Origin of the sequence: Streptomyces purpurascens, assembly GCF_045040895.1 — a bacterium.
In the GTDB taxonomy this organism is placed as follows: Bacteria; Actinomycetota; Actinomycetes; order Streptomycetales; family Streptomycetaceae; genus Streptomyces; species Streptomyces purpurascens.
On the sequence record NZ_CP108341.1, the window covers coordinates 4734066 to 4759935 of the forward strand.

Annotated in this window: 21 protein-coding genes; 12 read left to right on the top strand and 9 right to left on the bottom strand. The window is 70.8% G+C overall.

Annotation, left to right across the window (positions count from 1 at the left end):
* Nucleotides 1-64 precede the first annotated feature (64 nt).
* A complete protein-coding gene (locus tag OHU35_RS21600; protein WP_405506431.1) occupies nt 65-1708 on the bottom strand; it encodes a protein kinase domain-containing protein in 1644 nt (547 codons plus the stop codon).
* Nucleotides 1709-2063: 355 nt separating this feature from the next.
* Between OHU35_RS21600 and OHU35_RS21605 the strand changes: the two genes are divergently transcribed.
* From OHU35_RS21605 to OHU35_RS21630, 6 genes are all read left to right on the top strand, one after another.
* Complete coding sequence (locus OHU35_RS21605) at nt 2064-3647, top strand: protein kinase domain-containing protein (RefSeq protein WP_189727117.1); 1584 nt, start codon at nt 2064-2066, stop codon at nt 3645-3647.
* A gap of 430 nt (nt 3648-4077) precedes the next feature.
* Complete coding sequence (gene pdhA, locus OHU35_RS21610) at nt 4078-5280, top strand: pyruvate dehydrogenase (acetyl-transferring) E1 component subunit alpha (RefSeq protein ID WP_189727116.1); 1203 nt, start codon at nt 4078-4080, stop codon at nt 5278-5280.
* A 1-nt stretch (nt 5281) separates the two neighbouring features.
* Complete coding sequence (locus OHU35_RS21615; RefSeq protein WP_189727115.1) at nt 5282-6259, top strand: alpha-ketoacid dehydrogenase subunit beta; 978 nt, start codon at nt 5282-5284, stop codon at nt 6257-6259.
* 10 nt (nt 6260-6269) lie between these two features.
* Nucleotides 6270-7676: a dihydrolipoamide acetyltransferase family protein gene (locus OHU35_RS21620; protein WP_189727114.1), complete on the top strand. Its 1407-nt coding sequence runs from the start codon at nt 6270-6272 to the stop codon at nt 7674-7676.
* Nucleotides 7677-7829: 153 nt separating this feature from the next.
* Nucleotides 7830-10064, top strand: coding sequence for a glycoside hydrolase domain-containing protein (locus tag OHU35_RS21625; protein WP_405506435.1), 2235 nt, complete (start codon nt 7830-7832; stop codon nt 10062-10064).
* Between the two features lie 20 nt (nt 10065-10084).
* On the top strand, nt 10085-10909 hold the full coding sequence (locus OHU35_RS21630) for a hypothetical protein (protein ID WP_405506437.1): 825 nt from the start codon (nt 10085-10087) through the stop codon (nt 10907-10909).
* A gap of 67 nt (nt 10910-10976) precedes the next feature.
* Here the strand turns inward: OHU35_RS21630 and OHU35_RS21635 are convergent, their stop codons facing one another.
* Nucleotides 10977-11876: a D-alanyl-D-alanine carboxypeptidase family protein gene (locus tag OHU35_RS21635; RefSeq protein WP_189727112.1), complete on the bottom strand. Its 900-nt coding sequence runs from the start codon at nt 11874-11876 to the stop codon at nt 10977-10979.
* A 218-nt stretch (nt 11877-12094) separates the two neighbouring features.
* Here OHU35_RS21635 and OHU35_RS21640 point away from each other — a divergent pair, with 218 nt between their 5' ends.
* Nucleotides 12095-12745 (top strand): GntR family transcriptional regulator, encoded by a 651-nt coding sequence (locus tag OHU35_RS21640; protein ID WP_189727111.1) that lies wholly within the window; start codon nt 12095-12097, stop codon nt 12743-12745.
* Nucleotides 12742-14037 (top strand): nitrate/nitrite transporter, encoded by a 1296-nt coding sequence (locus tag OHU35_RS21645; RefSeq protein ID WP_189727110.1) that lies wholly within the window; start codon nt 12742-12744, stop codon nt 14035-14037. Before OHU35_RS21640 ends, OHU35_RS21645 begins: the two co-directional genes overlap by 4 nt.
* A 6-nt stretch (nt 14038-14043) precedes the next feature.
* Here OHU35_RS21645 and OHU35_RS21650 read toward each other — a convergent pair whose 3' ends face one another.
* Nucleotides 14044-14781, bottom strand: a complete 738-nt coding sequence (locus OHU35_RS21650; RefSeq protein WP_405506439.1) for an SAM-dependent methyltransferase — start codon at nt 14779-14781, stop codon at nt 14044-14046.
* A 222-nt stretch (nt 14782-15003) separates the two neighbouring features.
* Nucleotides 15004-15828, bottom strand: coding sequence for a maleylpyruvate isomerase family mycothiol-dependent enzyme (locus OHU35_RS21655; protein ID WP_189727108.1), 825 nt, complete (start codon nt 15826-15828; stop codon nt 15004-15006).
* 193 nt (nt 15829-16021) lie between these two features.
* Between OHU35_RS21655 and OHU35_RS21660 the strand changes: the two genes are divergently transcribed.
* The gene (locus OHU35_RS21660; RefSeq protein ID WP_189727107.1) at nt 16022-16819 is read left to right on the top strand and encodes a carbon-nitrogen family hydrolase; all 798 of its coding nucleotides are present in this window, start codon (nt 16022-16024) and stop codon (nt 16817-16819) included.
* A gap of 25 nt (nt 16820-16844) precedes the next feature.
* Here the strand turns inward: OHU35_RS21660 and OHU35_RS21665 are convergent, their stop codons facing one another.
* Nucleotides 16845-17336, bottom strand: coding sequence for an LURP-one-related/scramblase family protein (locus tag OHU35_RS21665; protein ID WP_189727106.1), 492 nt, complete (start codon nt 17334-17336; stop codon nt 16845-16847).
* Nucleotides 17337-17428: 92 nt separating this feature from the next.
* On the opposite strand from OHU35_RS21665, the gene OHU35_RS21670 reads away from it, so the two are divergent.
* Nucleotides 17429-19246: a thioredoxin-like domain-containing protein gene (locus OHU35_RS21670; RefSeq protein ID WP_405506442.1), complete on the top strand. Its 1818-nt coding sequence runs from the start codon at nt 17429-17431 to the stop codon at nt 19244-19246.
* Nucleotides 19247-19258: 12 nt separating this feature from the next.
* Here OHU35_RS21670 and OHU35_RS21675 read toward each other — a convergent pair whose 3' ends face one another.
* The 3 genes from OHU35_RS21675 to OHU35_RS21685 all read right to left on the bottom strand — a co-directional run bounded on the left by OHU35_RS21675 (nt 19259) and on the right by OHU35_RS21685 (nt 22802).
* Nucleotides 19259-19513 (bottom strand): DUF6458 family protein, encoded by a 255-nt coding sequence (locus OHU35_RS21675; RefSeq protein ID WP_189727104.1) that lies wholly within the window; start codon nt 19511-19513, stop codon nt 19259-19261.
* Between the two features lie 87 nt (nt 19514-19600).
* Complete coding sequence (locus OHU35_RS21680; RefSeq protein ID WP_189727103.1) at nt 19601-20899, bottom strand: M18 family aminopeptidase; 1299 nt, start codon at nt 20897-20899, stop codon at nt 19601-19603.
* Between the two features lie 76 nt (nt 20900-20975).
* Nucleotides 20976-22802: an acyl-CoA dehydrogenase gene (locus tag OHU35_RS21685; protein WP_359891116.1), complete on the bottom strand. Its 1827-nt coding sequence runs from the start codon at nt 22800-22802 to the stop codon at nt 20976-20978.
* Between the two features lie 191 nt (nt 22803-22993).
* On the opposite strand from OHU35_RS21685, the gene OHU35_RS21690 reads away from it, so the two are divergent.
* A complete protein-coding gene (locus OHU35_RS21690) occupies nt 22994-23461 on the top strand; it encodes an SseB family protein (protein ID WP_189727101.1) in 468 nt (155 codons plus the stop codon).
* A 5-nt stretch (nt 23462-23466) separates the two neighbouring features.
* Here the strand turns inward: OHU35_RS21690 and OHU35_RS21695 are convergent, their stop codons facing one another.
* Nucleotides 23467-24204 (bottom strand): TetR/AcrR family transcriptional regulator, encoded by a 738-nt coding sequence (locus OHU35_RS21695; protein ID WP_189727100.1) that lies wholly within the window; start codon nt 24202-24204, stop codon nt 23467-23469.
* 145 nt (nt 24205-24349) lie between these two features.
* Between OHU35_RS21695 and OHU35_RS21700 the strand changes: the two genes are divergently transcribed.
* Nucleotides 24350-25849 carry an MFS transporter gene (locus OHU35_RS21700; protein WP_189727099.1) on the top strand — a complete coding sequence of 500 codons (1500 nt, stop codon included), beginning with the start codon at nt 24350-24352 and terminating at the stop codon, nt 25847-25849.
* The last annotated feature ends 21 nt before the right edge of the window (nt 25850-25870 follow it).

The window sequence follows — 25870 nt, forward strand, 5'->3', positions numbered from 1 at the left end:
CCCGGACAGCAACAGAAAGGGCCCCGCGGCCGAAGCCGCAGGGCCCTTCCTCATGTCCGGGGCGTCAGGACGGCGGGTTGCCCGTCGAGACGTTGAGCTCGATGACCGGCATGTCGTCCGGGTCGACATCGGTGCCCTTGGACGGGAACTGGTTCATGACCGTGCCCTGGCCGTAGGTGTTCTCGTCCACGTTCTTGGTGCTGACCTGCCAGCCGGCCGCCTGGGCGCAGGTCTTGACCGACGTGATGTTCATGAACTTGAAGTCCGGGATCTGGATCTTGTCGGGGTCGTTGTACGACTCCTCCGGCTCCGTGCACTCCTCGGAGTCGATCGTCTTCGACGGGTCCGGCCCGCGGTAACCGGGCTTCTTGGCCGAGGCCGAGGCGCTCGCGCTGCTGCCCCCGCCGCCCTTGTCGTCCTCGCTGCCGCCGTTCATCAGCAGGGCCGCGACCAGCCCGCCGACCGCCACCACGGACACGATGACGGAGGCGATGATCACCGGCTTGTTGCTCTTGCCACCGCTCTGGGAGCCGGGCGCGGTCTGGGGCGTGAGGTTGTACGGCGGCGGGGTCGACGGGCCCTGCTGCGGGGAGTACGCGGCCGGGTGCGGCGTCTGGTAGCCGCCCTGCTGCGGATAGCCGTACGCCGGGGAGTGCGCCGACGGGGCGGGGGTGCCGTACGGGTTCGGGGGCGGGGTCGGCTGGTACGGCGTCTGGACCTGGCCCGAGGCGGCCGGGGGCGCCTGGTCGACCGGCGGGAACACGGCCGAGCCGACGCCCGCGCCGCTCGGCGCCTGGGTTCCCGGGACGATGCTCGGCGGGGCGGCGTGGAAGGACGCCGCCACGCGCAGGCACTCGTCGCGCATGGCCTCGGAGCTGGGGAAACGCTCGTTGGGGTTCTTCTTCAGCGCCCGGGCGATCAGCGCGTCCACGGCGGGCGGCAGCGCGCGGTTGATCGTGGACGGAACCGGCGGCTCCTCCTGGACGTGTGCATACGCGATGGCCAGCGGCGAGTCCGCCTCGAACGGCAGCCGCCCGGTAACCAGTTGGAACAGCATGATGCCGACCGAGTACAGGTCGGAGCGGGCGTCCACGCCACGGCCGAGGGCCTGTTCCGGCGAGAGGTACTGCGGGGTGCCGACGACCATGCCGGTCTGCGTCATCGACGTCACACCGGACTGCATGGCGCGGGCGATGCCGAAGTCCATGACCTTGACCACACCGCGCTTGGTCATCATCACGTTGCCGGGCTTGATGTCGCGGTGGACCAGGCCCATCTCGTGGCTGATCTCCAGCGCGGCCAGCACATCCGCGGTGATCTTCAGCGCCTTGTCGGCGGGCATCGCGCCCTGCTGCCGCACGTCCTCGTCGAGGACCGAGCCGAGCGGGCGGCCCTCGACGTACTCCATGACGATGTACGGCGTCGTCATGCCGTCGAGGGTGTCCTCGCCGGTGTCGAAGACCGAGACGATGTTGGTGTGCGTGAGCTTGGCCACGGACTGGGCCTCGCGGCGGAACCGCTCGCGGAAGGCCTGCTCCCGGCCGAGCTCGGTGTGAAGTGTCTTGATCGCGACCTGCCGGTCGAGCACGCTGTCGTACGCGAGGTGCACCGAGGCCATGCCGCCCTGGCCGAGGAGGTCACGCAGCTGATAGCGGCCACTGGCGAGCGCCCGCCCCGTGTACTGCCCCTGTGCGCCGTCCTGGCTCATGTTCCGTGTCCCCCGTGGCTCCCCGAGGAGCTGCCGACTGCCGCTGATCCGTCTGATCCGTCGTTGATCCAAACCGCCATTCCCGGCCAAGTCTGCCCCAGGGCACGGACACGTCAAGCTCGGTGCCCGTTCCGTGACCGTACGCGAAAGAAGCGTCGCGGAAGCGTTACCAGGGGTGTGCGGCCGGTACACAGAATTTGCACGAGAGTGCTGAGTAAAGGTTTCATGGCGCGTCCGTCCCGTGCCGGTCCCGGCACCCGTCTCGGACCGGCGGCTTGCGCGGAGGCTGTAGCGTGGCCGACGGAGACCGTAACAACACCGCGCGCACCGCGGGCAGAAACGACGGCGAGGACTGATGGCACAGCAGCAGCGCGCTCAGGGCCCGTCCGAACCCGAGGCGACTGGCGGCGGCATGTCGGACGCGCCGGAGGTCTGGGGTAACGGCGGGTTGGTCGGGGACGGCCGGTACCGGCTGACCCACAGACTCGGCCGGGGCGGCATGGCCGAGGTGTTCGCGGCCGAGGATGTCCGCCTCGGGCGCACCGTCGCCGTCAAGCTGCTCCGTTCCGACCTCGCCGAGGACCCGGTGTCCAAGGCGCGCTTCACGCGCGAGGCCCAGTCGGTGGCCGGCCTCAACCACCACGCGATCGTCGCCGTGTACGACTCCGGCGAGGACATCGTCGGCGGCCAGCCGCTCCCCTACATCGTCATGGAGCTGGTCGAGGGCCGCACCATCCGCGACCTGCTGCTGAACGCCGAGGCGCCGGGCCCCGAACAGGCCCTGATCATCGTCTCGGGCGTCCTGGAGGCGCTCGCCTACTCGCACCAGCACGGCATCGTGCACCGCGACATCAAGCCCGCCAACGTCATCATCACGCACAACGGCGCTGTGAAGGTGATGGACTTCGGCATCGCCCGCGCCCTGCACGGAGCGCAGTCCACGATGACGCAGACCGGCATGGTCATGGGCACCCCGCAGTACCTGTCCCCGGAGCAGGCGCTCGGCAAGGCCGTCGACCACCGCTCCGACCTGTACGCCACGGGCTGCCTGCTCTACGAACTCCTCTCGCTGCGCCCGCCGTTCACCGGCGAGACCCCGCTGTCGGTGGTCTACCAGCACGTCCAGGACATCCCGACGCCGCCGTCCGAGGCCTCCGACGTCTGCCCGCCGGAGCTGGACGGCCTGGTCATGCGCTCCCTCGCCAAGGAGCCCGACGACCGTTTCCAGACGGCCGAGGAGATGCGCGGGCTGGTCCAGTACGCGCTCCAGATGCTCTACGACCAGGGCGGCCACACCGGCACCTGGAACACCGGCCCGGTCGACACGCACGAGGGCCGGCACACCCCGTCGGGCGGCTTCGCCCACACGGCCGTGATGGGCCACCCCGGCGATGTCTCCGGCACCGCTCAGATCCCCTCGCCGATACTTCCCGCCGGCTACGGCGGCGGGGACGACGGCGGCTTCGAGGGCCGCGGCAACAAGGGCAGCGGCCGCGGCAAGCTGTGGATCCTCGCCGTGCTCGCGGTGATCGCCGTGGCGGCGGGTGTCGCCCTGGCGCTGCAGAACACCGGCGGCGACAAGAAGGACCCCGCCGACAAGCAGTCGCCGACCACCTCGCAGACGGAAGAGAAGAAGACCCCGAGCGAGACGCCGAGCGACGAGGTGACGGACGAGCCGACCGACACCTCCACGGACACCGACCCCGGCACCAGCTCCGGCGGCGGCGGATGGACCCCGTCGTACACCCCGTCCTACACGCCGTCCCCGAGCACTCCCGAGACGCCGACGGACCAGCCGACGGACCAGCCGACCACCGCGGAGCCGACCGGCGAGCCGACGGGCGAGGAGCCCACGGACCCGGAGACGCCGCCGGAGGAGGAGACGGGCGGTGCCGACGGCGGCGCCACGGGCAGCGTCGTCGGCGGCGCGGGCGGCTGACCGAACTCCTCGGACAGCCGAACCGGACAGCCGAATCCGACAGCCGAACAAGAACACCTCACGCGCGCGTGGGACCCGGAAACGGGCTCCACGCGCGCGTGCCGTTTCGCCGCGCCGACAAGTTGGCTCTTCCCGTGACCTGGGTCACCGGGTTAACGTGCGGTTGCTCCGGCCTCCTGCAAGGCTGTGACCAGGGCCCCTTCCCCGCCTTCCCGATTTACTTGGAAATCCAAGCAAAATCGCAGGTCAGATGGGGTTTCACAGAAATGTGGAGCACTGGGTAACGTGCTGTCTGCAGGGCGCTCGCCGGGGCACCTGTCACGCCTGTTCCCGGCCGAGTGGCACCCACCCCGTGCCCCGGTGGCCGAGAACAGGTGAGCCGCACTGGCCTACCGGCAACCCCGGGGGCCGGACCGACGGAGGAGCACACGTGACCGTGGAGAGCACTGCCGCGCGCACATCGCGACGCAGCGCCGGAAGCAAGGCCGGCACCACCGGCACCAAGGGCACCACCCGCACGCCTGCGAAGAAGGCAGCCGCGAAGAAGGCCGCCGAACCCCAGCTCGTGCAGCTGCTGACGCCCGAGGGCAAGCGCGTCAAGAACGCCGAGTACGACAAGTACGTCGCCGGTGTCACCCCGGAAGAGCTCCGCGGCCTGTACCGCGACATGGTGCTCACCCGCCGCTTCGACGCCGAGGCCACCTCCCTGCAGCGCCAGGGCGAGCTGGGCCTGTGGGCCTCGCTGCTCGGCCAGGAGGCCGCCCAGATCGGCTCGGGCCGGGCCCTGCGCGACGACGACTACGTCTTCCCCACCTATCGCGAGCACGGCGTCGCCTGGTGCCGCGGGGTGGACCCGACCAACCTGCTCGGCATGTTCCGCGGCGTGAACAACGGCGGCTGGGACCCGAACAGCAACAACTTCCAGCTCTACACGATCGTCATCGGCTCCCAGACGCTGCACGCCACGGGCTACGCGATGGGCGTCGCCAAGGACGGCGCCGACAGCGCGGTGATCGCCTACTTCGGCGACGGCGCCTCCAGCCAGGGCGACGTGGCCGAGTCGTTCACCTTCTCCGCGGTCTACAACGCCCCGGTCGTGTTCTTCTGCCAGAACAACCAGTGGGCCATCTCCGAGCCGACCGAGAAGCAGTCCCGCGTCCCGATCTACCAGCGCGCGCAGGGCTACGGCTTCCCGGGCGTACGGGTGGACGGCAACGACGTGCTCGCCTGCCTCGCGGTCACCCGCTGGGCCCTGGAGCGGGCCCGCTCCGGCGAGGGCCCGACCCTCGTCGAGGCGTTCACCTACCGCATGGGCGCCCACACCACCTCCGACGACCCGAGCCGCTACCGGGGCGACGAGGAGCGCCAGGCCTGGGAGGCCAAGGACCCGATCCTGCGCCTTCGCCGGTTCCTGGAGACCTCAAACCACGCGGACGAGGGATTCTTCGAGGAACTGGAGGCCGAGTCCGAGGCGTTGGGCAAACGAGTGCGCGAGGCGGTCCGTGCCATGCCGGACCCGGACCACTTCGCGATCTTCGAGAACGTCTACGCGGACGGACACGCGCTCGTCGACGAGGAGCGCGCCCAGTTCGCCGCGTACCAGGCGTCGTTCGCCGATGAGGGGGGCAACTGACATGGCCGACAAGATGGCACTCGCCAAAGCGATCAACGAGTCGCTGCGCCACGCCCTGGAGGCCGACCCCAAAGTCCTGATCATGGGCGAGGACGTCGGCAAGCTCGGCGGGGTCTTCCGGGTGACGGACGGTCTGCAGAAGGACTTCGGCGAGAGCCGCGTCATCGACACCCCGCTGGCCGAGTCGGGCATCGTCGGCACGGCGATCGGCCTGGCCCTGCGCGGCTACCGCCCGGTGGTGGAGATCCAGTTCGACGGCTTCGTCTTCCCGGCGTACGACCAGATCGTCACCCAGCTCGCGAAGATGCACGCCCGTTCCCTGGGCAAGGTCAAGCTCCCGGTCGTCGTGCGCATCCCCTACGGCGGCGGCATCGGCGCGGTGGAGCACCACTCGGAGTCCCCCGAGGCGCTCTTCGCGCACGTCTCGGGTCTGAAGATCGTCAGCCCGTCCAACTCCTCGGACGCGTACTGGATGATGCAGCAGGCCATCCAGAGCGACGACCCGGTGATCTTCTTCGAGCCCAAGCGCCGCTACTGGGACAAGGCCGAGGTCGCCACGGAGGCGATCCCGGGCCCGCTGCACAAGGCCCAGGTGGTCCGCGAGGGCACCGACCTCACCCTCGCCGCCTACGGCCCGATGGTGAAGCTCTGCCAGGAGGTCGCGGACGCGGCCGCCGAGGAGGGCAGGAACCTGGAGGTCCTGGACCTGCGCTCGGTCTCCCCGCTCGACTTCGACTCGATCCAGACGTCGGTGGAGAAGACGCGCCGGCTGGTCGTGGTCCACGAGGCCCCGGTGTTCTTCGGCTCCGGTGCGGAGATCGCCGCGCGGATCACGGAGCGCTGCTTCTACCACCTGGAGGCCCCGGTGCTCCGCGTCGGCGGCTACCACGCGCCGTACCCGCCGGCCCGCCTGGAGGAGGAGTACCTGCCGAACCTGGACCGGGTGCTGGATGCCGTCGACCGCTCGCTGGCGTACTGAGGAGAGGGTCGTGACGACGATGACGGAAGCGTCCGTACGCGAGTTCAAGATGCCGGACGTGGGTGAGGGGCTCACCGAGGCCGAGATCCTCAAGTGGTTCGTCCAGCCCGGCGACACGGTGACCGACGGCCAGGTGGTGTGCGAGGTCGAGACGGCGAAGGCGGCTGTCGAGCTGCCCATCCCGTACGACGGCGTGGTCAGGGATCTGCACTTCCCCGAGGGCACCACGGTCGACGTGGGCACGTCGATCATCGCGGTCGACGTGGGCGGAGGGGCCGCGCCCGAGCCGGCGCCCGCCGCCGAGCAGCCCGCGGTGTCCCCGCCCGCGGAGGAGCCCAAGGCGGAGGGCTCGGGCCGCCAGCCGGTCCTGGTCGGCTACGGGGTGGCGACCTCGTCCACCCGCCGTCGCCCCCGCAAGGGCCCGGAGGTCCCGGTCCAGCAGGCATCGACCGCGATCCAGACCGAGCTGAACGGCCATGGTGCGGCGCCCTCGGCCGCCGCCGCCGTCAAGGAACGCCCGCTGGCCAAGCCCCCGGTCCGCAAGCTGGCCAAGGACCTGGGCGTCGACCTGACGACGGTCGTCCCGACCGGTCCGGACGGCATCATCACCCGCGAGGACGTGCACGCGGCGGTGGCCCAGCCGCAGGTGCCGCAGCCGGAGGCCCCCGTGGCCGCCGCCCCGGCACCCGCGCCGGCAGCGGTGTCGTACGACACCACCCGTGAGACCCGCATCCCGATCAAGGGCGTCCGCAAGGCGACGGCGGCGGCGATGGTCGGCTCGGCGTTCACGGCGCCGCATGTCACGGAGTTCGTGACGGTGGACGTGACGCGCACGATGAAGCTGGTCGAGGAGTTGAAGGGGGACAAGGAGTTCGCGGGCCTGCGCGTGAACCCCCTCCTGCTGATCGCCAAGGCCCTGCTCGTCGCGATCAGGCGCAACCCGGACGTCAACGCGTCCTGGGACGAGGCCGCCCAGGAGATCGTGGTCAAGCACTACGTGAACCTGGGCATCGCGGCCGCGACCCCGCGCGGCCTGATCGTGCCGAACATCAAGGACGCCCACGCCAAGACGCTGCCGCAGCTGGCCGAGTCGCTGGGCGAGCTGGTGTCGACGGCCCGGGACGGCAAGACGTCCCCGGCGGACATGCAGAACGGCACGGTGACGATCACCAACGTCGGTGTCTTCGGCGTCGACACGGGCACGCCGATCCTCAACCCCGGCGAGTCCGCGATCCTCGCGGTCGGTGCGATCAAGCTGCAGCCGTGGGTCCACAAGGGCAAGGTGAAGCCCCGCCAGGTCACCACCCTGGCCCTGTCCTTCGACCACCGTCTGGTCGACGGCGAGCTGGGCTCGAAGGTCCTGGCGGACGTGGCGGCGATCCTGGAGCAGCCGAAGCGTCTGATCACCTGGGCGTGAGCCGACCGCGGCGGCCCCCTGCCCTCGGGCCGGGGGCCGCCGGCGTCTGTGCGGAGAGTTCGCCGGCCGTATGCCGAACCGCGTATGAAGCTCCCCAGACCCCTCCCAAATACCGCACAGTAAGCGGTTTAGCCGGACATACGATCACTCTCCATGCGCAACGCCATGGTGCTCAGGGCCCAGAGATTCGTGAACTCCGTCTACGGCAGCCGTATCGGCACGACCGTGGAGGAGACCGGCGAGGCCGACTGGGCGACCATGTACGCCCTGACCCGTGCGCTGCAGTACGAGCTGGGCATCACGGCGCTGTCCGACAACTTCGGTCCCACCACGCTCTCCACGCTGACCGCCAAGTACCCCGTGCTCGACGCGGACACGGTCCCCTCGCCCGACTTCTGCCGCGTCATCCAGTCCGGTCTGTACTGCAAGGGGTACGACGGCGGCGACCTGGACGGCACATACGGCGCGCGGACCCGGGCGGCCGTCACGCGGCTGAAGGCGGACATGGGCGTCGAACAGGCCCTGCCCGGCGACGGTCTGACGCCCAAGGTGTTCAAGGCGCTGCTGACGATGGACTCGTACGTCCTCGGCGGCTCCGGCACCCGGCAGGTCCGTGAGGTGCAGCGGTGGCTCAACGGCCGGTACTTCGGCCGGCAGGACTTCTTCGCGGTCGCCTGCGACGGGCGGGTGTCCCGGGACACGGCCAGGGCGCTGGTGTTCGGCGTGCAGTACGAGCTCGGCATGGCGGACGGCACCGCCAACGGAAACTTCGGCCCCGGCACGCAGTCGGCCCTGAAGTCGCACCCGGTGCGACAGGGCGACACGGGCGTCTACGTCCGGCTGTTCTCCGCCGGGATGGTCGTCAACCGGCGGCCCGTCGCCCTCACCGACAGTTTCGACTCCTACCTCGCCGCCGCCGTCCGGGCCTTCCAGAGCTTCGTCGCGCTCCCGGCCACGGGCGACGGCGACTTCGCCACCTTCGCCTCCCTGCTGGCGTCCTACGGCGACCAGTCGCGGCAGGGCCGGGCCTGCGACACGATCGCGAAGGTCACCCCGGAGCGCGCGGCGACGCTCAAGGCGGCCGGCATCACCTACGTCGGCCGCTACCTCACCAACCCGAGCGCCACGTCCCTGCCGGAGAAGGCCGTCCAGCCTGGCGAGCTCACCACCATCGCCCGGCAGGGCCTGCGCTGCTTCCCGATCTACCAGACCGTCAACAACGACGCCTCGGACTTCGACTACGTCGCCGGGCGGACGGCCGGGTACGCGGCGGTCAACGCCGCCCTGGACCACGGGTTCCGAAAGGGCACGCGGATCTTCTTCGCCGTCGACTTCGACGCGATCGACGCCGAGATCACCGCGAACGTCCTGCCCCACTTCAAGGGCATCAAGGAGGCGATGGCGGACTCCGGCCACCCGTACGAGATCGGCGTCTACGGCTCCCGCAACGTCTGCGCGCGGACCGGTGCGGCCGGCTTCTCGACGGCGAGCTTCGTGGCCGGCATGTCCCCGGGCTTCGACGGCAACGCCGGGCGCCCGCTGCCCGGCGACTGGGCCTACGACCAGTTCGTCATCCGCACCCTCGGCTCGGGCGACGGGCAGCTGGAGGTGGACGTCGACGCCGCCTCGGGACGGGACACCGGGCAGGGCGCGTTCGACCGGCCGCGGCCCGCCGTCCCGGACGTCGCCTTCGACGCCCGCCAGGTGCCCGCGCTGCGGGCGGACCTCTCGCGGTACATGCGGTCGATCGGGCGGCCGGACCTGGGCGGCATCGGGAGCGACGCGCGGCTCTACACCAACGCCCAGGCCGTCGGCACGATCCAGGACCAGGACGGGCTGATCACCGAGCTGTCGCACACGTACTCGATGCGCAAGGCGCTGATCCAGACGGCCGTCTACTGGGCCCTACGCGACTACAGCCTCGCCGACCAGGCCAGAGACCAGCAGGTCGCCGACCACCACCTCACCGGCTCCGGCTCCGTCAAGGACTCGCCCACCGGCATCGGGGAGATCAGCGCGACCGACGCCATCCAGGCCTGGAACCACTGCATCGGCTGGGGGTACACCACCGGCGACCACCGCGACCCGGGCAAGGACGCCGACCTCTGGTCCGTGTGGCAGCGGCTGAACAAGGACAACGCGTTCAGCGTGCGCACCGCGGCGCTGATCCATCTGTGGGGCGTACGGGGCAGGCCGGGCGGCCAACTGCCGCCCGGTGACCGGGTCACCACCCCGCGGTCCATGCGCCTGGACCTCGCCGAGTTCGAGATCACCGAACTCCTGCGCCGCTACCGGGCCTGGGACCCCGACGTCGGGGCCCAGACGCACCAGAGCCTGGCCGTCTACCAGATCTTCGAGAAGTACAACAGCATCGCTCGCCACGCGTGAACCGCCGGAATGAGAGACCGTTGAACCTCAACCTCCCCCAGTTCCCCCGCATCACCCGCAGAGGGCCCCGCTCGGCCGCCGCACACCGCCGAGGGCTGTCCCGCCGCGCCCTGCTCGGCCGTATCGCCGCCGTCGGCGGTGCCGTGGGCGTCGCCGCCCTGCCCGTCTCGCAGTTCCTGTCCCAGGCGTACGCCGACGCGCACAACCCCATTCCGGCCCGCGTACGGGACGCCCTGCGCAGCGCGCAGGACCGGACCCGGCGCGTGCAGGCCGGTTCGCGCTCCCACAACGGCTGGGAGATGGAGAACGTCGCCGACGACGGCGGCACCGTCTACACCCGGCCCGTCCCCGGCACCCCGCTCAAGGGGGTCGCCGTGCGGATGGGCGACGTGGAGACCGTCCTCGTCCACCTGGTGCGCCGGTTCCACTACGAGGTCGACGCCCTGCGCCGGGGCGACGTCGTCGGCTGGCACGACCCGTCCGACGTCGGCAGGGGCCGGCCGGAGTCCAACCTGGCGTCGGGCACGGCGGTACGGATCCGGCCGGGCTTCCACCCGCGCGGCGCCCGGGGCGGCTTCTTCCCGGGGCAGGAGGTCGTGATTCGCGACATCCTCGCCGAGCTCGACGGCGTCGTCCGCTGGGGCGGCGACGACCGAACGCCCGACGAGTCGCTGTTCTCCGTCGACGTACGGCCCGGCGACCAGCGGCTGGCCCGGGTCGCGGCACGGATCCGCGGCTGGGGGCTGGAGCCGGGAGCCGGGGCGGGCTCCTCCGTGAACGTGCTGGCCGGCGGGCGGCGCAAGGCGGCCCGGGAGCTGGAGCGTCGCCAGCGGACGGCTGCCTGACGTACGCAGACATACGAAGGGGGGCTCACCGCCGACGGCGGTGAGCCCCCCTTCTGTGGTGCCTGTCCTACTTGGCGAAGCCGTAGTTCAGCAGCTTCGTCGCGTCCGACTTGCGGGTGGGCCCGTCGGTCGAGGCGAGAACCGTGCCGATGACCGTCTTGCCGTTCCGCGTGGCCGCGAAGACCAGGCAGTACTTGGCCTCCGGGCCGGAACCGGTCTTCACGCCGATCGCGCCGGTGTAGCTCGCGAGCAGCGGGTTGGTGTTCTCCCACGCGGCCATCGTCCGCGTGCCGCCGGACTTCGTGGTCGTCTTCGCCGTGTACTTCTTCGTCTTGACGACCGTGCGGAACGTGGAGTTCTTCATGGCGCTGCTGGCGATCTTCGTCAGGTCGCGCGGCGTGGAGTAGTTGCTGCCCTTGCCGATGCCGTCGAACGAGTCGAAGTGGGTGTTCTTCAGACCCAGGTTCTTGGCCGTGGTGTTCATCTTGCCGATGAACGACTTCACGCGCGCCGCCCGCGTCGAGCCCGAGCCGAACTTGTCGGCGAGCGCGTACGCGGCGTCGCAACCGGACGGCAGCATCAGCCCGTACAGCAGCTGGCGGACGGTGACCTTGTCGCCGACGATCAGCTTGGCGTTCGACGCCCAGTTGTTGTCGACGATGTAGTCGCTGTACGCCTTCTGGATCGTGACCTTGCTGTCCAGGTTGAGGTTCGACTGCTTCAGCACCACCAGGGCCGTCATGATCTTGGTGGTCGAGCCGGTGGAGCGACGCGTGTCGGCAGCCTTGGTGTAGAGCGACTTGCCGGTCGCGTTGTTCATCACGTAGCCGCCCTTGGCGACGATCGTGGGCGCCGTGGCGGCCTGCGCCGGCGCAACGGTGAGGGCTCCGGTCGCGAGCATGGCGCCGGTGGTGACGGCGACGGCCGCGGCTCTACGGAGACGGGTGCCCTTAATGCCGGTTATCAAGTGAAGTACCCCGATTGCGTTGAATGCCCCAGGCGTGCGGCCGAATTGAGGACGAGGGGAAGGGAGCCGCACGTGTCTGACTCGTAACTAGCACAGTTGGTTGTGCCGTTGCCGAGGGGGACCCGCCCTTTGCCACAGACGTGTGACATTTGAGCCCGCGTGAGTCCGCATCCTGGACGGATACATCCATGCGTACCTGATGTATCTATCCTGTCGGCATGACCCTGGCCGTGAAGCACCCTCCCGCCGCCGACCGTGTGTACACCCACGTCAAGCAAGGCGTCCTGGAGCGCCGCTACGAGGGCGGGACCCTGCTCACCGAGGGCGAACTCGCCGAGGCCGTAGGCGTCTCCCGCACGCCGGTGCGCGAGGCGCTGCTCCGGCTGGAGGTCGAGGGGCTGATCAGGCTCTACCCGAAGAAGGGTGCCCTCGTGCTGCCCGTCTCCGCACAGGAGATCGCCGACGTCGTGGAGACCCGGCTGCTCGTCGAGGAGCACGCGGCGCGCAAGGCCGTGCCCGCTCCCCCCGGGCTCATCGAGCGCCTCGAAGCGCTCCTCGCCCGGCAGAAGGAGCAGGCCGCCGACGGAGACCTCGCCGCGGCCGCCGTCACCGACCGCTGCTTCCACGCCGAGATCGTCCGCAGCGGCGGCAACGAGATCCTCTCCCGCCTCTACGACCAGCTGCGCGACCGCCAGCTCCGCATGGGCGTCGCCGTCCTGCACTCCCACCCCGACCGGATCGCCAAGACCCTCACCGAACACGAGGAGATCCTCGAAGCGCTGCGCTCCGGGGACGCCGAGGCGGCCGTCGGGCTCGTCCACCGCCACGTCAGCTGGTTCTCGCACCTGGCCCGGGGGGAGGTCCGATGAGCGCCGGCATACTGCCGGGCGATCCACCGGGCGGCCGGCGGGCACTGGCCGTCTGGGGCACAGGCGTCTCGGTCTACTTCGTCGCGGTCATCTTCCGCACGTCCCTGGGCGTGGCCGGCCTCGACGCCGCCGACCGCTTCCACGTCAACGCCTCCGCCCTGTCCACCTTCTCCATCCTCCAGCTGCTGGTCTACGCGGGCATGCAGATACCCGTCGGCCTGCTCGTGGACCGGCTCGGCACCAAGAAGGTGCTGGCGCTGGGGGCGGTGCTGTTCACGGCCGGGCAGCTGGGCTTCGCGTTCTCCCCGTCGTACGGCATGGCGCTCGCCTCCCGGGCGCTGCTCGGCTGCGGTGACGCGCTGACGTTCATCAGCGTGCTGCGGCTGGGCACCCGGTGGTTCCCGGCCCGGCGCGGGCCGCTCGTCGCCCAGTTCTCGGGCCTGGTGGGCATGGCCGGCAACCTCGTCTCCACGCTCGTCCTGGCCCGGCTGCTGCACGGCATCGGCTGGACGGCGGCGTTCGCGGGCAGCGCGGTCGCCGGGGCCGTGGTGTTCGTGCTGGTGCTGCTGTTCCTGAAGGACCACCCGGAGGGCCACGAGCCGGAGCCGCTCCCGCACCAGGGCGCGGCCTACGTACGGCGGCAGATCGCCGCCTCCTGGCGGGAGCCGGGGACGCGGCTGGGGATGTGGGTGCACTTCACGACCCAGTTCCCGGCGATGGTCTTCCTGCTGCTGTGGGGGCTGCCGTTCCTGGTCGAGGCACAGGGGCTGTCCCGGGCCACCGCCGGTGAACTCCTCACACTCGTCGTGCTGTCGAACATGGGCGTCGGCATGGTCTACGGCCAGATCGTCGCCCGGCACCACGAGGCGCGGCTGCCCATCGCGCTCGGCACGGTCGGCACCACGGCGGCCCTGTGGGCGGCGACGCTGGCCTACCCCGGCGAGCACGCCCCGATGTGGCTGCTGATCGTGCTGTGCACGGTCCTCGGGGCGTGCGGGCCCGCGTCGATGATCGGCTTCGACTTCGCCCGCCCGGCGAACCCGCCCGAGCGGCAGGGCACCGCCTCCGGCATCACCAACATGGGCGGCTTCGTGGCCTCCATGACCACGCTGCTCGCCGTCGGTGTCCTGCTGGACGCCACCGGCGACGACTACGGCATCGCCTTCTCGGCGGTGTTCGTGCTCCAGGCCCTCGGCGTCAGCCAGATCCTGCGCCTGCGCAAGCGGGCCGCCCGGCGCGAGCGGGAACGCCTCGTGGCGAGCCGGGTGGAGACGGTGCACGTACCGGCGTGACGGGTGTCAGGCGGTCGGTACGAGGGTGAGGTAGGCCAGCCCCAGGACGCCGCGGTACGACAGCCACCGGGCGCGGTGCCGGTCGGCGTGCTCCCTGGTCTCGGCCGCGAGCGGGTGCCCGGGGTGCTCGGCCAGCCACACCTCGACGTCCGCCAGGTACGCCGACTCGAACTCCTCCCACTCGTCGAGGCTCGCGGTCTCCGTCCACTCCGGCCTGAACCCGGCCTCGATCGCCAGGTCCACGAGGGCCGCGAGGTCGTGGTGGTCGGTGACGGCGGCGTCCGGCCACATGCCGGACAGTTCGGCCGGGGTCGGGGTGCGCTGCCAGAACCCTTCGCCGAGCAGGACACGGCCGCCGTCGGCGACGAGCCGGCGGAGTTCCTTCAGGGCCTCGGGGAGCCGGTCGCCGAGGGCCTGGCTCGCGCCCAGGCACAGGACGAGGTCGGCGGGGTCGTGGGCGGTCTCGGTGGCGGACCCCTCGACGAGACGGACCCGGTCGGCCAGGCCGCGCGCCGTGGCGGCCTCGCGGCCCCGGGCCAGGGCTTCCGGGTCGATGTCGATGCCGGTGCCGGTGGCGTCCGGGGCGGCGGTCAGGACACGGAGCATGAGCTCGGCCCAGCCGCAGCCGATGTCCAGGACGGTGGTGGGGGTGTTGGCGGCCAGGCGTGCGACGAGTCGGTCGGCTCGTGTTTCGGACAGCGGGCCGTGGAAGGTGAGTCGGGTGTGGCGGGGTGGGGTGGTCATGGGCGGGACGCTACGTGGGGTGGTGGGCTCGCGGCACAAGGTTTTCAGGCCCTGGCCGTTGCTGCCGGGGCCGGGTGGGTGCGCGGCTCGGCGCGACGAGGTGCCTCCCCCACTCTCGGCTTCGCTCGAGCGGGGGGACCCCCACCGCCCACCCGTGCCGCCCTGGGGGCACCTCCCAGGCCCTTAAGGCACTGGGGGAGGCACGCATGCCCGCAGTTACGGCTACTGCGTGACCGTGAAGTTGCGCAGGATCGCCGCCGTCAGGTCCGGGTCGCCCTCCGTCTTGAGGCGGTCGGACACCGCCTCCGGCGTCACGCGGCCGCAGGCCAGGCGGACGTAGGTCTCCCAGTCGAGGGTGAGGGTCGCGGCGGGGCCGAGGGCGGGGGCCGTCTCGAGGGTGCCGCGGCCCTGGATGTCGACGCGGATCGTGCGCAGGAACTCGATGGGGCCGTGCACGTCGAAGACGACGGCCGAGCTGCGCGGCGCCTCGGCGTTCTCGGCGACCACGCGCGGGAGTTCGGAGAGCAGCACGTCACGGGCGACGTGCGCGCCGGGGGAGTCGAGGTTGCCGGGCCGGCCGAGGGCCGTGCGCAGGTCCTGCTCGTGCGTCCACACGTCGAAGGCGTGCCGGCGCATGGACTCCTCGAGCGTCACCTCCGTGCCGAGCGGGCCGCGCACCTTGGTGCCCGGGTCACGCGACTCGTTCCGCAGCTGGCGGTTGCGGCGGATGATCACGTACTCCAGCTCGGAGGTCATCTCCGGCGCCGTGTGGTGCCGGCGGACGTCGACCTGCATCTCCATGTAGCGCTGGTGGTCGTTCGTCACGTGGAAGAGGTCACGCGGGAGCGTGTGGATGGGGCGCGGGTCGCCGAGCATCTCGCAGTCCAGGCCGATGACATGGGAGACCACGTCCCGCACCGACCACCCGGGGCACGGCGTCCGCCGGTTCCACTCGGCCTCCGCGAGCGGCTGGAGCAGCTCGGATATCGCATCGATGGAGTGGGTCCAGGCGTCGGCGTAGGGCTGGAGGGTGGGATGCAGACTCACGGAACGGGACCCCTCGGCGGTCGGTGCACGGGCAGGTGGTGGCGGCGTTGCCAGTGGGAGGTGGCGGCTGTCGGCGGGTGTCTTGGCAGCTAAGTTACGCTGCTGTGAGGCACCCCGGCAGTGCTTTCGTGTGACGATCGTAGGCCCGGGGGGAAGCCCTTGTGGACGGGTCGAATGCCAGGACGGTGGTAGTGTGCGCGCCTCTGTGATCCAGATCGCCGTAGATGAGGGCGAATCGGTCGAATCGCGCCGACGGCGGGTGGCGTCGCTCGTCCGGGAGCAGGCCGGTGCCGATCTCGTCGTCCTGCCGGAGCTGTGGACCACGGGTGCCTTCGCCTACGAGGAGTTCGGGCGCGAGGCCGAGCCGCTCGAAGGGCCGACGTACGAGGCGATGGCGAAGGCCGCGAGCGACGCGGGCGTGTGGCTGCACGCGGGCTCCATCCCCGAGCGCGACCCTGAAGGACCGCTCTACAACACCTCCCTCGTCTTCTCCCCCTCCGGCGACCTGGCCGCCGCCTACCGCAAGATCCACCGCTTCGGCTTCGACAAGGGCGAGGCCGTGCTGATGGGCGCGGGTGCCGAGCTGGTGACGGTGCGTCTGCCGGGGACCGTCCTGGGGCTGAGCACCTGCTACGACCTCCGCTTCCCCGAACTCTTCCGCGCTCTCGTCGACGCCGGTGCCGAGACGCTCGTGGTGTCGGCGGGCTGGCCGGAGCGCCGCCGGTCCCACTGGACGCTGCTGGCCCAGGCACGGGCCGTCGAGAACCAGTCCTTCGTCGTCGCGTGTGGAACGGCCGGGACGCACGCCGGAGTTCCGCAGGCCGGTCACTCGATCGTGGTCGACCCCTGGGGCGAGGTGCTGGCCCGGGCCGGCGCCGGCGAGGAGGTCCTCACCGTGGAGTTCGACCCGGGGAAGGTCGCGACGACGCGGGAGCAGTTCCCGGCGCTGAAGGACCGGCTGCTGGGGCTGGAGCCCCCGCGCAGGCCCTGACCTGCGCCTCTCCGCCCTCCCGCTCTCAGTCCTCGCGCTCCTTCTCCGCCAGGTGGATGACACACACCGCCACGGCGATCAGCAGCGCCGGATCGGCGTCCTCGCGGACGACGTCCACGCCGTAGGTGTCCCGCAGGGTCAGCCAGCGCCGGGAGATCACCGCCAGCAGCTCACCGTCGTACTCGACGGCGAACTCCCGGTCGAGGATCTTGCCGCTGACGTCCAGTTCGTTGCCGTCGGCCAGGGACACCCGGTAGTGGTTGCGCAGCAGGGACAGCCGTTTCCTGCGGATCGTCGCCAGCGGCTCACCGGCCCGCTGGAGCACCATCGTGTCGCGCAGGGCGAGCATCTTCTGGTGGATGTCGACGAGGACGCGCCCCTGGGTGTCCTTCAGCTCCCAGGTGTCCCGCAGCCGCAGGGCCTTGCCGTCGACGAGGAACACCTTGCTGCCGCGCTCGTCCTCGATCCAGTAGTCGTCACCGAAGCCGAGGAGCCGGTCGTACACGAGGAATCTCATGACACCAGGGCTTCCCCGCGGCCCGCTGTGAAACGCCGCCGATAGGCCGACGGGCTGAGTGGGCTGTCAGTGACGGATGGCACCCTGGGGGCATGGACCACTCCGCACCCCGACGCGCCCGCGTCCGTGCCCCCGAGCTGATCGGCAAGGGCGGCTGGCTGAACACGGGCGGGCAGCAGTACACCCTCGCCGACCTGCGGGGACGCATCGTCGTCCTGGACTTCTGGACCTTCTGCTGCATCAACTGCCTGCACGTCCTGGACGAGCTCCGAGAGCTCGAGGAGAAGCACCGGGACACGGTCGTCGTCATCGGGGTGCACTCGCCGAAGTTCGTGCACGAGGCCGAGCATCAGGCGGTCGTCGACGCCGTGGAGCGGTACGGGGTGGAGCATCCGGTGCTCGACGACCCGGAGCTCGCGACCTGGAAGCAGTACGCCGTGCGGGCCTGGCCGACGCTCGTCGTGATCGACCCCGAGGGGTACGTGGTCGCGCAGCACGCCGGTGAGGGGCATGTTCACGCCATCGAGCGGCTGGTCGAGGAACTGGAGACCGAGCACGCGGCGAAGGGGACGCTGCGGCGGGGCGACGGGCCGTACGTGGCGCCGGAGCCGGAGCCGACGGTGCTGCGGTTCCCGGGCAAGGCCCTCCTGCTGCCGAGCGGGAACTTCCTGGTGAGCGACACGACCCGGCATCAGCTGGTGGAGCTGGCGGAGGACGGGGAGAGTGTGGTGCGCAGGATCGGCTCCGGCGCCCGCGGGTTCGCCGACGGGGACGCCTCGACCGTCACCTTCAACGAGCCGCAGGGGCTCGCCCTTCTCGACGACGACTCCGTGGTCGTCGCCGACACCGTCAACCACGCGCTGCGGCGGCTGGACCTCACCACCGGCGAGGTCACCACCCTGGCCGGCACGGGCCGGCAGTGGTGGCAGGGCTCACCCACCTCGGGCCCGGCCCGCGAGGTCGACCTCTCGTCCCCCTGGGACGTCGCCCGGTGGCAGGGCAGGGTGTGGATCGCCATGGCCGGTGTGCATCAGTTGTGGGCGTACGACCCGGCTGACGCCACGGTGACCGTCACCGCCGGGACCACCAACGAAGGGCTGGTGGACGGGCCGGGCGGCGAGGCCTGGTTCGCGCAGCCGTCCGGGCTGGCCGCGACACCGGAGCGGCTCTGGCTCGCCGACTCCGAGACCTCCGCCCTGCGCTGGGTGGAGCCCGACGGCTCCGTCCGCACCGCCGTCGGCACCGGCCTGTTCGACTTCGGCCACCGGGACGGCGCCGCCGGCCAGGCCCTGCTCCAGCACCCGTTGGGTGTCACCGCCCTGCCGGACGGGTCCGTCGCCGTCGCCGACACCTACAACCACGCCCTGCGCCGCTTCGATCCCGCGACCGGCGAGGTGACGACCCTCGCCACGGACCTGCGCGAGCCCAGCGACGCCGTGCTCGTCGGCGGCGACATCGTGGTGGTGGAGTCGGCCCGGCACCGGCTGACCCGGCTGCGGCTGCCGGAGGAGGCCGTGAAGGTCGCCGAGGTCGCTCACCGCACCCAGCGCGAAGCCACCGAAGTCGCCCCGGGGCGGCTCCGGCTGGACGTGATCTTCCAGGCACCGGCAGGACAGAAGCTGGACACCCGCTACGGGCCTTCCACTCGCCTGCTCGTCTCGTCCACCCCGCCGGAGCTGCTGAGCACCGGCGAGGGCGCGGGAACAGACCTGTCCCGCGCCCTCGAACTCGACCCCTCCGTACCGGAGGGCGTGCTGCACGTCTCCGCGATGGCCGCCTCCTGCGACGACGATCCGGACAACGAGTACCCGGCCTGCCACGTCCACCAGCAGGACTGGGGCGTCCCCGTCCGCCTCACCGGGGCGGGGACGGACCGGCTTCCCCTGGTGCTGGCCGGGATGGACGCCTGATCGTCGGAGGCGTCACACCCCGTATCCGTCGCTGTATCCGTCACGGCGGTGGTGGGTCGCCGGGTCCTCGACGACGCCGGGCGTCGTGGGGGGCACCACCACGCGCCGGCGCCTCGCGATGCTGCTGAACGTCGTGACGCCGATCAGTCCGACGATCATCAGGATGATGCCGACCAGGTCGAGGTTGACCCCCTGCATGTCCCAGTCGGTCGCGAACGTGAGGATGGCTCCCACGGCGATGAGGATGATGCATCCGCCGAGGCCCATGATGTGTCGCCTCCCTGTACGGTCCGGTCCTTCCGGTCCGCACCCCGGGTACCCCGCTGGGGAACACCCATGCGGTGACGGCCTGTTCTACCTCTCCAGGAACGCGGTGAGCGCTTTCGCGAGGAGGAACGGGTCGTCGGCGCCGCACAGTTCGCGGGCGCTGTGCATCGACAGGATGGCGACGCCGATGTCGACGGTCCTGATGCCGTGCCGGGCGGCGGTGATCGGGCCGATCGTGGTGCCGCAGGGCATGGAGTTGTTGGAGACGAAGGACTGGAAGGGCACGCCCGCCTGCTCGCAGGCCGCCGCGAACTCGGCGCGGCCCGAACCGTCCGTGGCGTAGCGGTTGTTGACGTTGACCTTGAGGATCGGGCCGCCGTTGACGCGCGGGTGGTGCGTCGGGTCGTGCCGCTCCGCGTAGTTGGGGTGGACGGCGTGGCCCGTGTCGGAGGAGAGGCAGACCGTGCCGGCGAAGGCGCGGGCCCGGTCCTCGTAGGAGCCGCCGCGCGCGAACACCGAACGCTCCAGCACGTTGCCGAGCAGCGGCCCGTCCGCGCCGGTGTCGGACTGGGAGCCGTTCTCCTCGTGGTCGAAGGCGGCCAGGACCGGGATGGACGCCGGATGCGACGCGCCGGAGGCCACGGCCACGAGGGCCGCCGTGCCGGCGTGCACCGAGAGCAGGTTGTCCATGCGCGGGCCGGCCAGCAGTTCGCGGTCGCGGCCCAGGTAGGCGGGCTTCTCCACGGAGTGCGTCATCAGGTCCCAGCCGGTGACCTCGCCCGCGGGGAGGCCGGCCGTCTCCTCGAGGAAGGCGATCAGGTCGCCGTCGCGCACGTCGTTGCCCAGGCCCCAGACCGGCTGCAGGTGCCGCTGCTTGTCGAGCTTGAGCCCGTCCGCCGTCACCGAGCGGTCCAGGTGGATGGCGAGCTGCGGGACGCGCAGCAGCGGCCGGTCGACGTTGACCAGGCGCGTCGAGCCGTCGCGCAGGGTCAGCCGGCCGGCGAGGCCCAGGTCGCGGTCCAGCCAGGAGTTGAGCAGCGGTCCGCCGTAGATCTCCACGGCCACCTGGCGCCAGCCGTGCGCCCCGCTGTCGGGCTGCGGCTTGACGCGCAGGTTGGGGGAGTCGGTGTGGGCGCCGACGATCCGGAACGGCGTGTGGGGCGCGGCGCCCTCCGGCACGTACCAGGCGACGATCGCGCCACCGCGCAGCACGTACTTGCCGCCGCTCGTCCCGTCCCACGCGTCCGTCTCGGCGACCTGCTTGAAGCCGGCCTTCTCCAGTCGCTCGGCGGCTGTGGCCACGGCGTGGTACGGCGTGGGGCTCGCCGCCAGGAAGGTCATGAGGTCGTCGGTGTGGCCGCGGTCGAAGCGGACTGGTTCGGTCATGGGTTCACCTTAACGACGGACGAGGGCCCGTTCCCGGCGTAGGGGAACAGGCCCTCGAACAGAGGACGTGAGGGATCTAGAACGCGGCCTCGTCCAGCTCCATCAGGTCCAGCTCGACGCCCTCGGCGACCTTGCGGGCCAGGGTGACGCCCGGCAGGACGTTGGCCGCGAAGAACTTCGCCGCGGCGATCTTGCCGGTGTAGAAGGCCGTGTCCTTGCCGGCGCCGGTCTCCAGCTTCTCGGCGGCGACCGAGGCGCCCTTGAGCAGCAGGTAGCCGACGATCACATCACCGGAGGCCATCAGCAGGCGGGTCGTGTTGAGCCCGACCTTGTAGATGTTCTTGACGTCCTTCTCGGTGGCCGCGAGGTCGGTCAGCATCAGGCCGACGATGGCCTCCAGCTCGACGGCGGCCTTGGCGAGGTGCTCGCGGGCACCGGCCAGTTCCTCGCCGCCCGTGCCGAGGGCCAGGAACTTCTTGATGTCCTCGGCGAGGGAGTTCAGCGCGGCGCCCTGGTTGCGGACGATCTTCCGGAAGAAGAAGTCCTGGCCCTGGATCGCCGTGGTGCCCTCGTACAGGGTGTCGATCTTGGAGTCCCGGATGTACTGCTCGATCGGGTACTCCTGCAGGAAGCCGGAGCCGCCGAAGGTCTGCAGCGACTGGGCGAGCTGCTCGTAGCCCTTCTCGGAGCCGTAGCCCTTGACGATGGGCAGGAGCAGGTCGTTCAGCGCGTGCTCGGTGGAGGCGTCCTCGCCGGCGGTCTCCTTGATGGCGATGGAGTCCTGGACGGAGGCCGTGTAGAGCACCAGGGCGCGCATGCCCTCCGCGTACGCCTTCTGCGTCATGAGCGAGCGGCGCACGTCGGGGTGGTGGGTGACGGTGACCTTGGGCGCGGTCTTGTCCATGAAGTTCGCCAGGTCGGGGCCCTGGACGCGCTCCTTGGCGTACTCCAGCGCGTTCAGGTAGCCCGTGGAGAGCGTGGAGATCGCCTTCGTGCCGACCATCATGCGGGCGAACTCGATGATGCGGAACATCTGGCGGATGCCGTCGTGCTTGTCGCCGATCAGCCAGCCCTTGGCGGGGTGCCGGTCGCCGAAGGTCATCTCGCAGGTGTTGGAGGCCTTCAGGCCCATCTTGTGCTCGACGTTGGTGGCGTAGGCGCCGTTGCGCTCGCCCAGCTCGCCGGTCTCGAAGTCGAAGAGGTACTTCGGGACGAGGAAGAGCGACAGGCCCTTGGTGCCGGGGCCGGCGCCCTCGGGGCGGGCCAGCACGTAGTGGAGGATGTTCTCCGACATGTCGTGCTCACCGGACGTGATGAAGCGCTTCACGCCCTCGATGTGCCAGGAGCCGTCCTCCTGCTGCACGGCCTTGGTGCGGCCGGCGCCCACGTCGGAGCCCGCGTCGGGCTCGGTGAGCACCATCGTGGAGCCCCACTGCTTCTCCGTGGCGAACTTGGCTATGTGCTTCTGGACCTCGTTGCCCTCCTCGAAGAGGATGCCGGCGAAGGCCGGGCCCGAGGAGTACATCCACACGGCCGGGTTGGCGCCCAGGATGAGCTCGGCGTACGCCCAGATCAGGGAGCGGGGCGAGGTGGTGCCGCCGATCTCCTCGGGCAGGCCGAGGCGCCAGTACTCGGAGTCCATGAAGGCCTGGTAGCTCTTCTTGAAGGACGCGGGGACCGGCGCGGTGTTGGTCTCCGGGTCGAAGACCGGCGGGTTGCGGTCGGCGTCGATGAAGGACTCCGCCAGCTCGTTCTCCGAGAGGCGGGTCAGCTCCTCCAGGATGCTCTTCGCGGTCTCGACGTCCATCTCCTCGAACGGGCCGGTGCCGTACACCTTGTCTCGCCCGAGTACTTCGAAGAGGTTGAACTCGATGTCGCGGAGATTCGACTTGTAGTGCCCCATGGCGACGGCTCCCGGCTCCGTAGAGAGATCGGCGAGGCACTGGATCCTCGCGCTAGTTCACGTACCAACAAGTAGCTACGATGATGCTACCCGTCGGTAATAAGAAGCAACCCCGAACCGGTCATCTGTGACGCGTGGCTCATACCGGCATCGTGGAGGCACGGAGCCTCGCTCTCGGTACGCTTGCGCCCATGTACGGCTACGACCAGACAGCGGGCCCGCAAGCGCAGTACGCCCCTCCGCAGCAGCCGATGTCCGGCGGGTACGGGCAGCAGCCGCCGCTGTACCCCGAGCCGTCCCCGCCCTCCCTCACGGACGCGGTGCGCGCGTTCACGACCGGGCAGATGGCCGCCGAGGACTTCCAGCAGGCCTTCGCGACGTCGAAGGTCTACTGCCCGCGCGGCGACAACCCCGGCTTCCTCGCGCTGCACAACACCCAGCAGCCGGTGATCCCGATGTTCAGCACGCTCAAGGAGCTGCGCCGGTACGCGGGCAAGGAGTCCAAGTACTTCGTGATCACCGGTTCCGAGGTGCTGGACCTGCTGCCGACCGGCTACGGGTTCGTCCTCGACATGGAGGGCGAGCACCGGATGGTGTTCGACGCGAAGGCCGTCGAGCAGATGGTCGAGTTCGCGATGCGCCGGATGTATGGCGGCTGACGTCCCTATTCCGGCAGGCGCAGTGCCAGGCCGTCCAGGACGACCTCCAGGCCGTAGGTGAACTTGTCGTCCCGGATCCGGGCGGGGTCGACGGCCTGGTCCGCGGTCCTGGCGTCGGCGGCCGCCAGGTGGTCGTAGCCGGCGGAGACCTCCCGGGCCGTGGGCAGTAGCCGCGCGACGAACTCCGGCTCGGTCTCGCCGGAGCGGGCGACCGTGGTGAGCCAGGCGGCCTCCGTGGTGCTCATGCCGATGACGTACGAGAAGACCGCGTCGATCGCTCGGCTCGGCTCGGGGAACCCCGCCGCGGTGAACAGCGCCGCGAGCCGCTCGGAGAAGGTCATGTAGTTCGGCCCGAGGTAGGCGAGCCCGGCCTGGCCCAGGACCAGGGTCAGCCAGGGGTGCCGTAGCGCCGTCGTACGGAAGGACCCCGCGGCCTCGGTCACCGCCGCGCGCCAGTCGGGGCCGCCGGCCGGCGGGACGTGGATCTCGGCGGCGACCTCGTCCACCGCGAGCTCCATCAGCTCGTCCTTGGTGGCGACGTGCCGGTACAGGGACGTCGCGCCGGCGTTCAGGCGGGCGCCGAGCTTGCGCATGCTGAGCGCCTCGATGCCGTCGGCGTCGAGCATCGCGATCGCCTCCCGCACGATCGCGTCCCGGCTGAGCGCGGGCTGGTCGGGGCGGCGCTGCTCCCGGGTCCATACGGACGGGATCGGGTTCTTCTCCGTCGTCTTGCTCCGGCTCATGGACGCTCCTCCTGCTGGACCTTCGGCACCTTCGTGCGAACAGCGTGCGCAGTCAGCGTACAGAACTCAAGGGTTGCGCACGCTGTTCCGCTGTGCGTACAGTGTTCGCATCGAAGGAACGGTGTTCGCAGGAGGGGAAACTGACATGGACGCTCGCAATCCACGCCGCTGGTGGATCCTGGTGGTGCTCTGCCTGAGCACGCTCGTGCTGGTCGTCGACAACATGGCGCTGACGGTGGCGGTGCCCACGCTGACCGAGGACATCGGCGCGAGCACCCAGGACATGCAGTGGATCCTCGACTCCTACACCCTGGTCTTCGCCGGACTGCTGCTGACCTCGGGAAGCCTGGGGGACCGGTTCGGGCGCCGGAAGGTGATGCTGATCGGCCTGCTGCTGTTCGGGGCGGCCTCGCTGGGGGCGGTGTTCTGCTCCACCCCGGGTGAGCTGATCGCGGTGCGGATCGCGATGGGGGTCGGCGGGGCGCTGATCATGCCGTCGACGCTGTCGATCCTGATCACCGTCTTCGACGAGGACGAGCGGCCCAAGGCGATGGCGGCCTGGGGCTCGGTGTCGATGCTGGGGCTGGTCGGCAGCCCGGTCCTCGGCGGTGTGCTGATCGACCACTTCGCCTGGCAGGCCATCTTCCTGATCAACGTGCCGATCGTCGCGCTGGCGCTGCTGGCCGGTGTGCTGCTGATGCCGGAGTCCAAGGCGCCGTGGCAGAAGCCGGACCCGCTGGGCGCGGTGCTGTCGGCGGTGGGCATGACCGCCCTGGTGTGGTGGATCATCGAGATCCCGCAGCACGGCGCGTTCGAAGGCCGATCCCTCATCGTCCTGGCCGTCGCGGTGGTCGCCCTGGCCGGCTTCGTGATCTGGGAGAACGTCACCCGCTCGCCGATGGTCCCGCTGGTCCTCTTCAAGAACCGCAACTTCAGCGGGGGCTCGCTCTCCCTGTCGCTCGTCCAGATCGGCAACGCCGGCCTGCTGCTGGTCCTGACCCAGTACCTCCAGTTCGTGCTCGGCTACTCCGCCGTCAAGGCGGGCCTGGCCTTCCTGCCGCTGGCCGTGGCCGCGCTGGCCGGCAACGCCGCCGGGGCCCAGCTCGCCGTGAAGGCCGGGAACCGGATCGTCATCCTCGCCGGGATGCTGCTGATGGCCGCCTCCTTCGGGCTGCTGACCACGCTCAGCGCCGACAGCGGGTTCACGGTCCCGGCCGTGGCGCTGGGGATCCTGGGCCTCGGTGCGGGCCTCGCGATGCCGGCCGCGGTGGCCGCGCTGATGGGCACCATCCCCGAGGACAAGGCGGGCGTCGGCTCGGCCCTCAACGACACCATCCAGCAGTCCGGCACCGCCCTCGGCATCGCGATCCTCGGCTCCCTGCTCTCCAGCGGCTACGCCGACGAGATGCCGGCCGGTGCTCCCGGGCAGGCGAAGGAGTCCATCGGCGGGGCCCTGGCCGTCGCCGGCGGCGACACGGGCCTGGTCCGGGCGGCTCGGGAGGCCTTCACCGCCTCGATGTCGACGACCTTCACGATCAGCGCGATCGGTGTCCTGGCGGCGGCCGTGGTGGCGACGCTGGTGATGCGGGACCGCAAGGCCGAGCCCACCGGGGCCGAGAACGAGGAGCACCGGCTGGCCGCCTGACGCCGCGGACTCGAGGCCGGC

Excerpts from the sequence above, each read along its gene's own strand:
- OHU35_RS21605 (WP_189727117.1), top strand. The coding sequence starts at position 2,064 with ATGGCACAGCAGCAGCGCGCTCAGGGCCCGTCCGAACCCGAGGCGACT.
- OHU35_RS21615 (WP_189727115.1), top strand. The coding sequence starts at position 5,282 with ATGGCCGACAAGATGGCACTCGCCAAAGCGATCAACGAGTCGCTGCGC.
- OHU35_RS21680 (WP_189727103.1), bottom strand. The coding sequence starts at position 20,899 with ATGACCGAACCAGTCCGCTTCGACCGCGGCCACACCGACGACCTCATG.
- OHU35_RS21670 (WP_405506442.1), top strand. The coding sequence starts at position 17,429 with ATGGACCACTCCGCACCCCGACGCGCCCGCGTCCGTGCCCCCGAGCTG.
- OHU35_RS21690 (WP_189727101.1), top strand. The coding sequence starts at position 22,994 with ATGTACGGCTACGACCAGACAGCGGGCCCGCAAGCGCAGTACGCCCCT.
- OHU35_RS21650 (WP_405506439.1), bottom strand. The coding sequence starts at position 14,781 with ATGACCACCCCACCCCGCCACACCCGACTCACCTTCCACGGCCCGCTG.
- OHU35_RS21700 (WP_189727099.1), top strand. The coding sequence starts at position 24,350 with ATGGACGCTCGCAATCCACGCCGCTGGTGGATCCTGGTGGTGCTCTGC.
- OHU35_RS21625 (WP_405506435.1), top strand. The coding sequence starts at position 7,830 with ATGCGCAACGCCATGGTGCTCAGGGCCCAGAGATTCGTGAACTCCGTC.
- OHU35_RS21640 (WP_189727111.1), top strand. The coding sequence starts at position 12,095 with ATGACCCTGGCCGTGAAGCACCCTCCCGCCGCCGACCGTGTGTACACC.
- OHU35_RS21695 (WP_189727100.1), bottom strand. The coding sequence starts at position 24,204 with ATGAGCCGGAGCAAGACGACGGAGAAGAACCCGATCCCGTCCGTATGG.
- OHU35_RS21665 (WP_189727106.1), bottom strand. The coding sequence starts at position 17,336 with ATGAGATTCCTCGTGTACGACCGGCTCCTCGGCTTCGGTGACGACTAC.
- OHU35_RS21645 (WP_189727110.1), top strand. The coding sequence starts at position 12,742 with ATGAGCGCCGGCATACTGCCGGGCGATCCACCGGGCGGCCGGCGGGCA.
- OHU35_RS21685 (WP_359891116.1), bottom strand. The coding sequence starts at position 22,802 with ATGGGGCACTACAAGTCGAATCTCCGCGACATCGAGTTCAACCTCTTC.
- OHU35_RS21675 (WP_189727104.1), bottom strand. The coding sequence starts at position 19,513 with ATGGGCCTCGGCGGATGCATCATCCTCATCGCCGTGGGAGCCATCCTC.
- OHU35_RS21600 (WP_405506431.1), bottom strand. The coding sequence starts at position 1,708 with ATGAGCCAGGACGGCGCACAGGGGCAGTACACGGGGCGGGCGCTCGCC.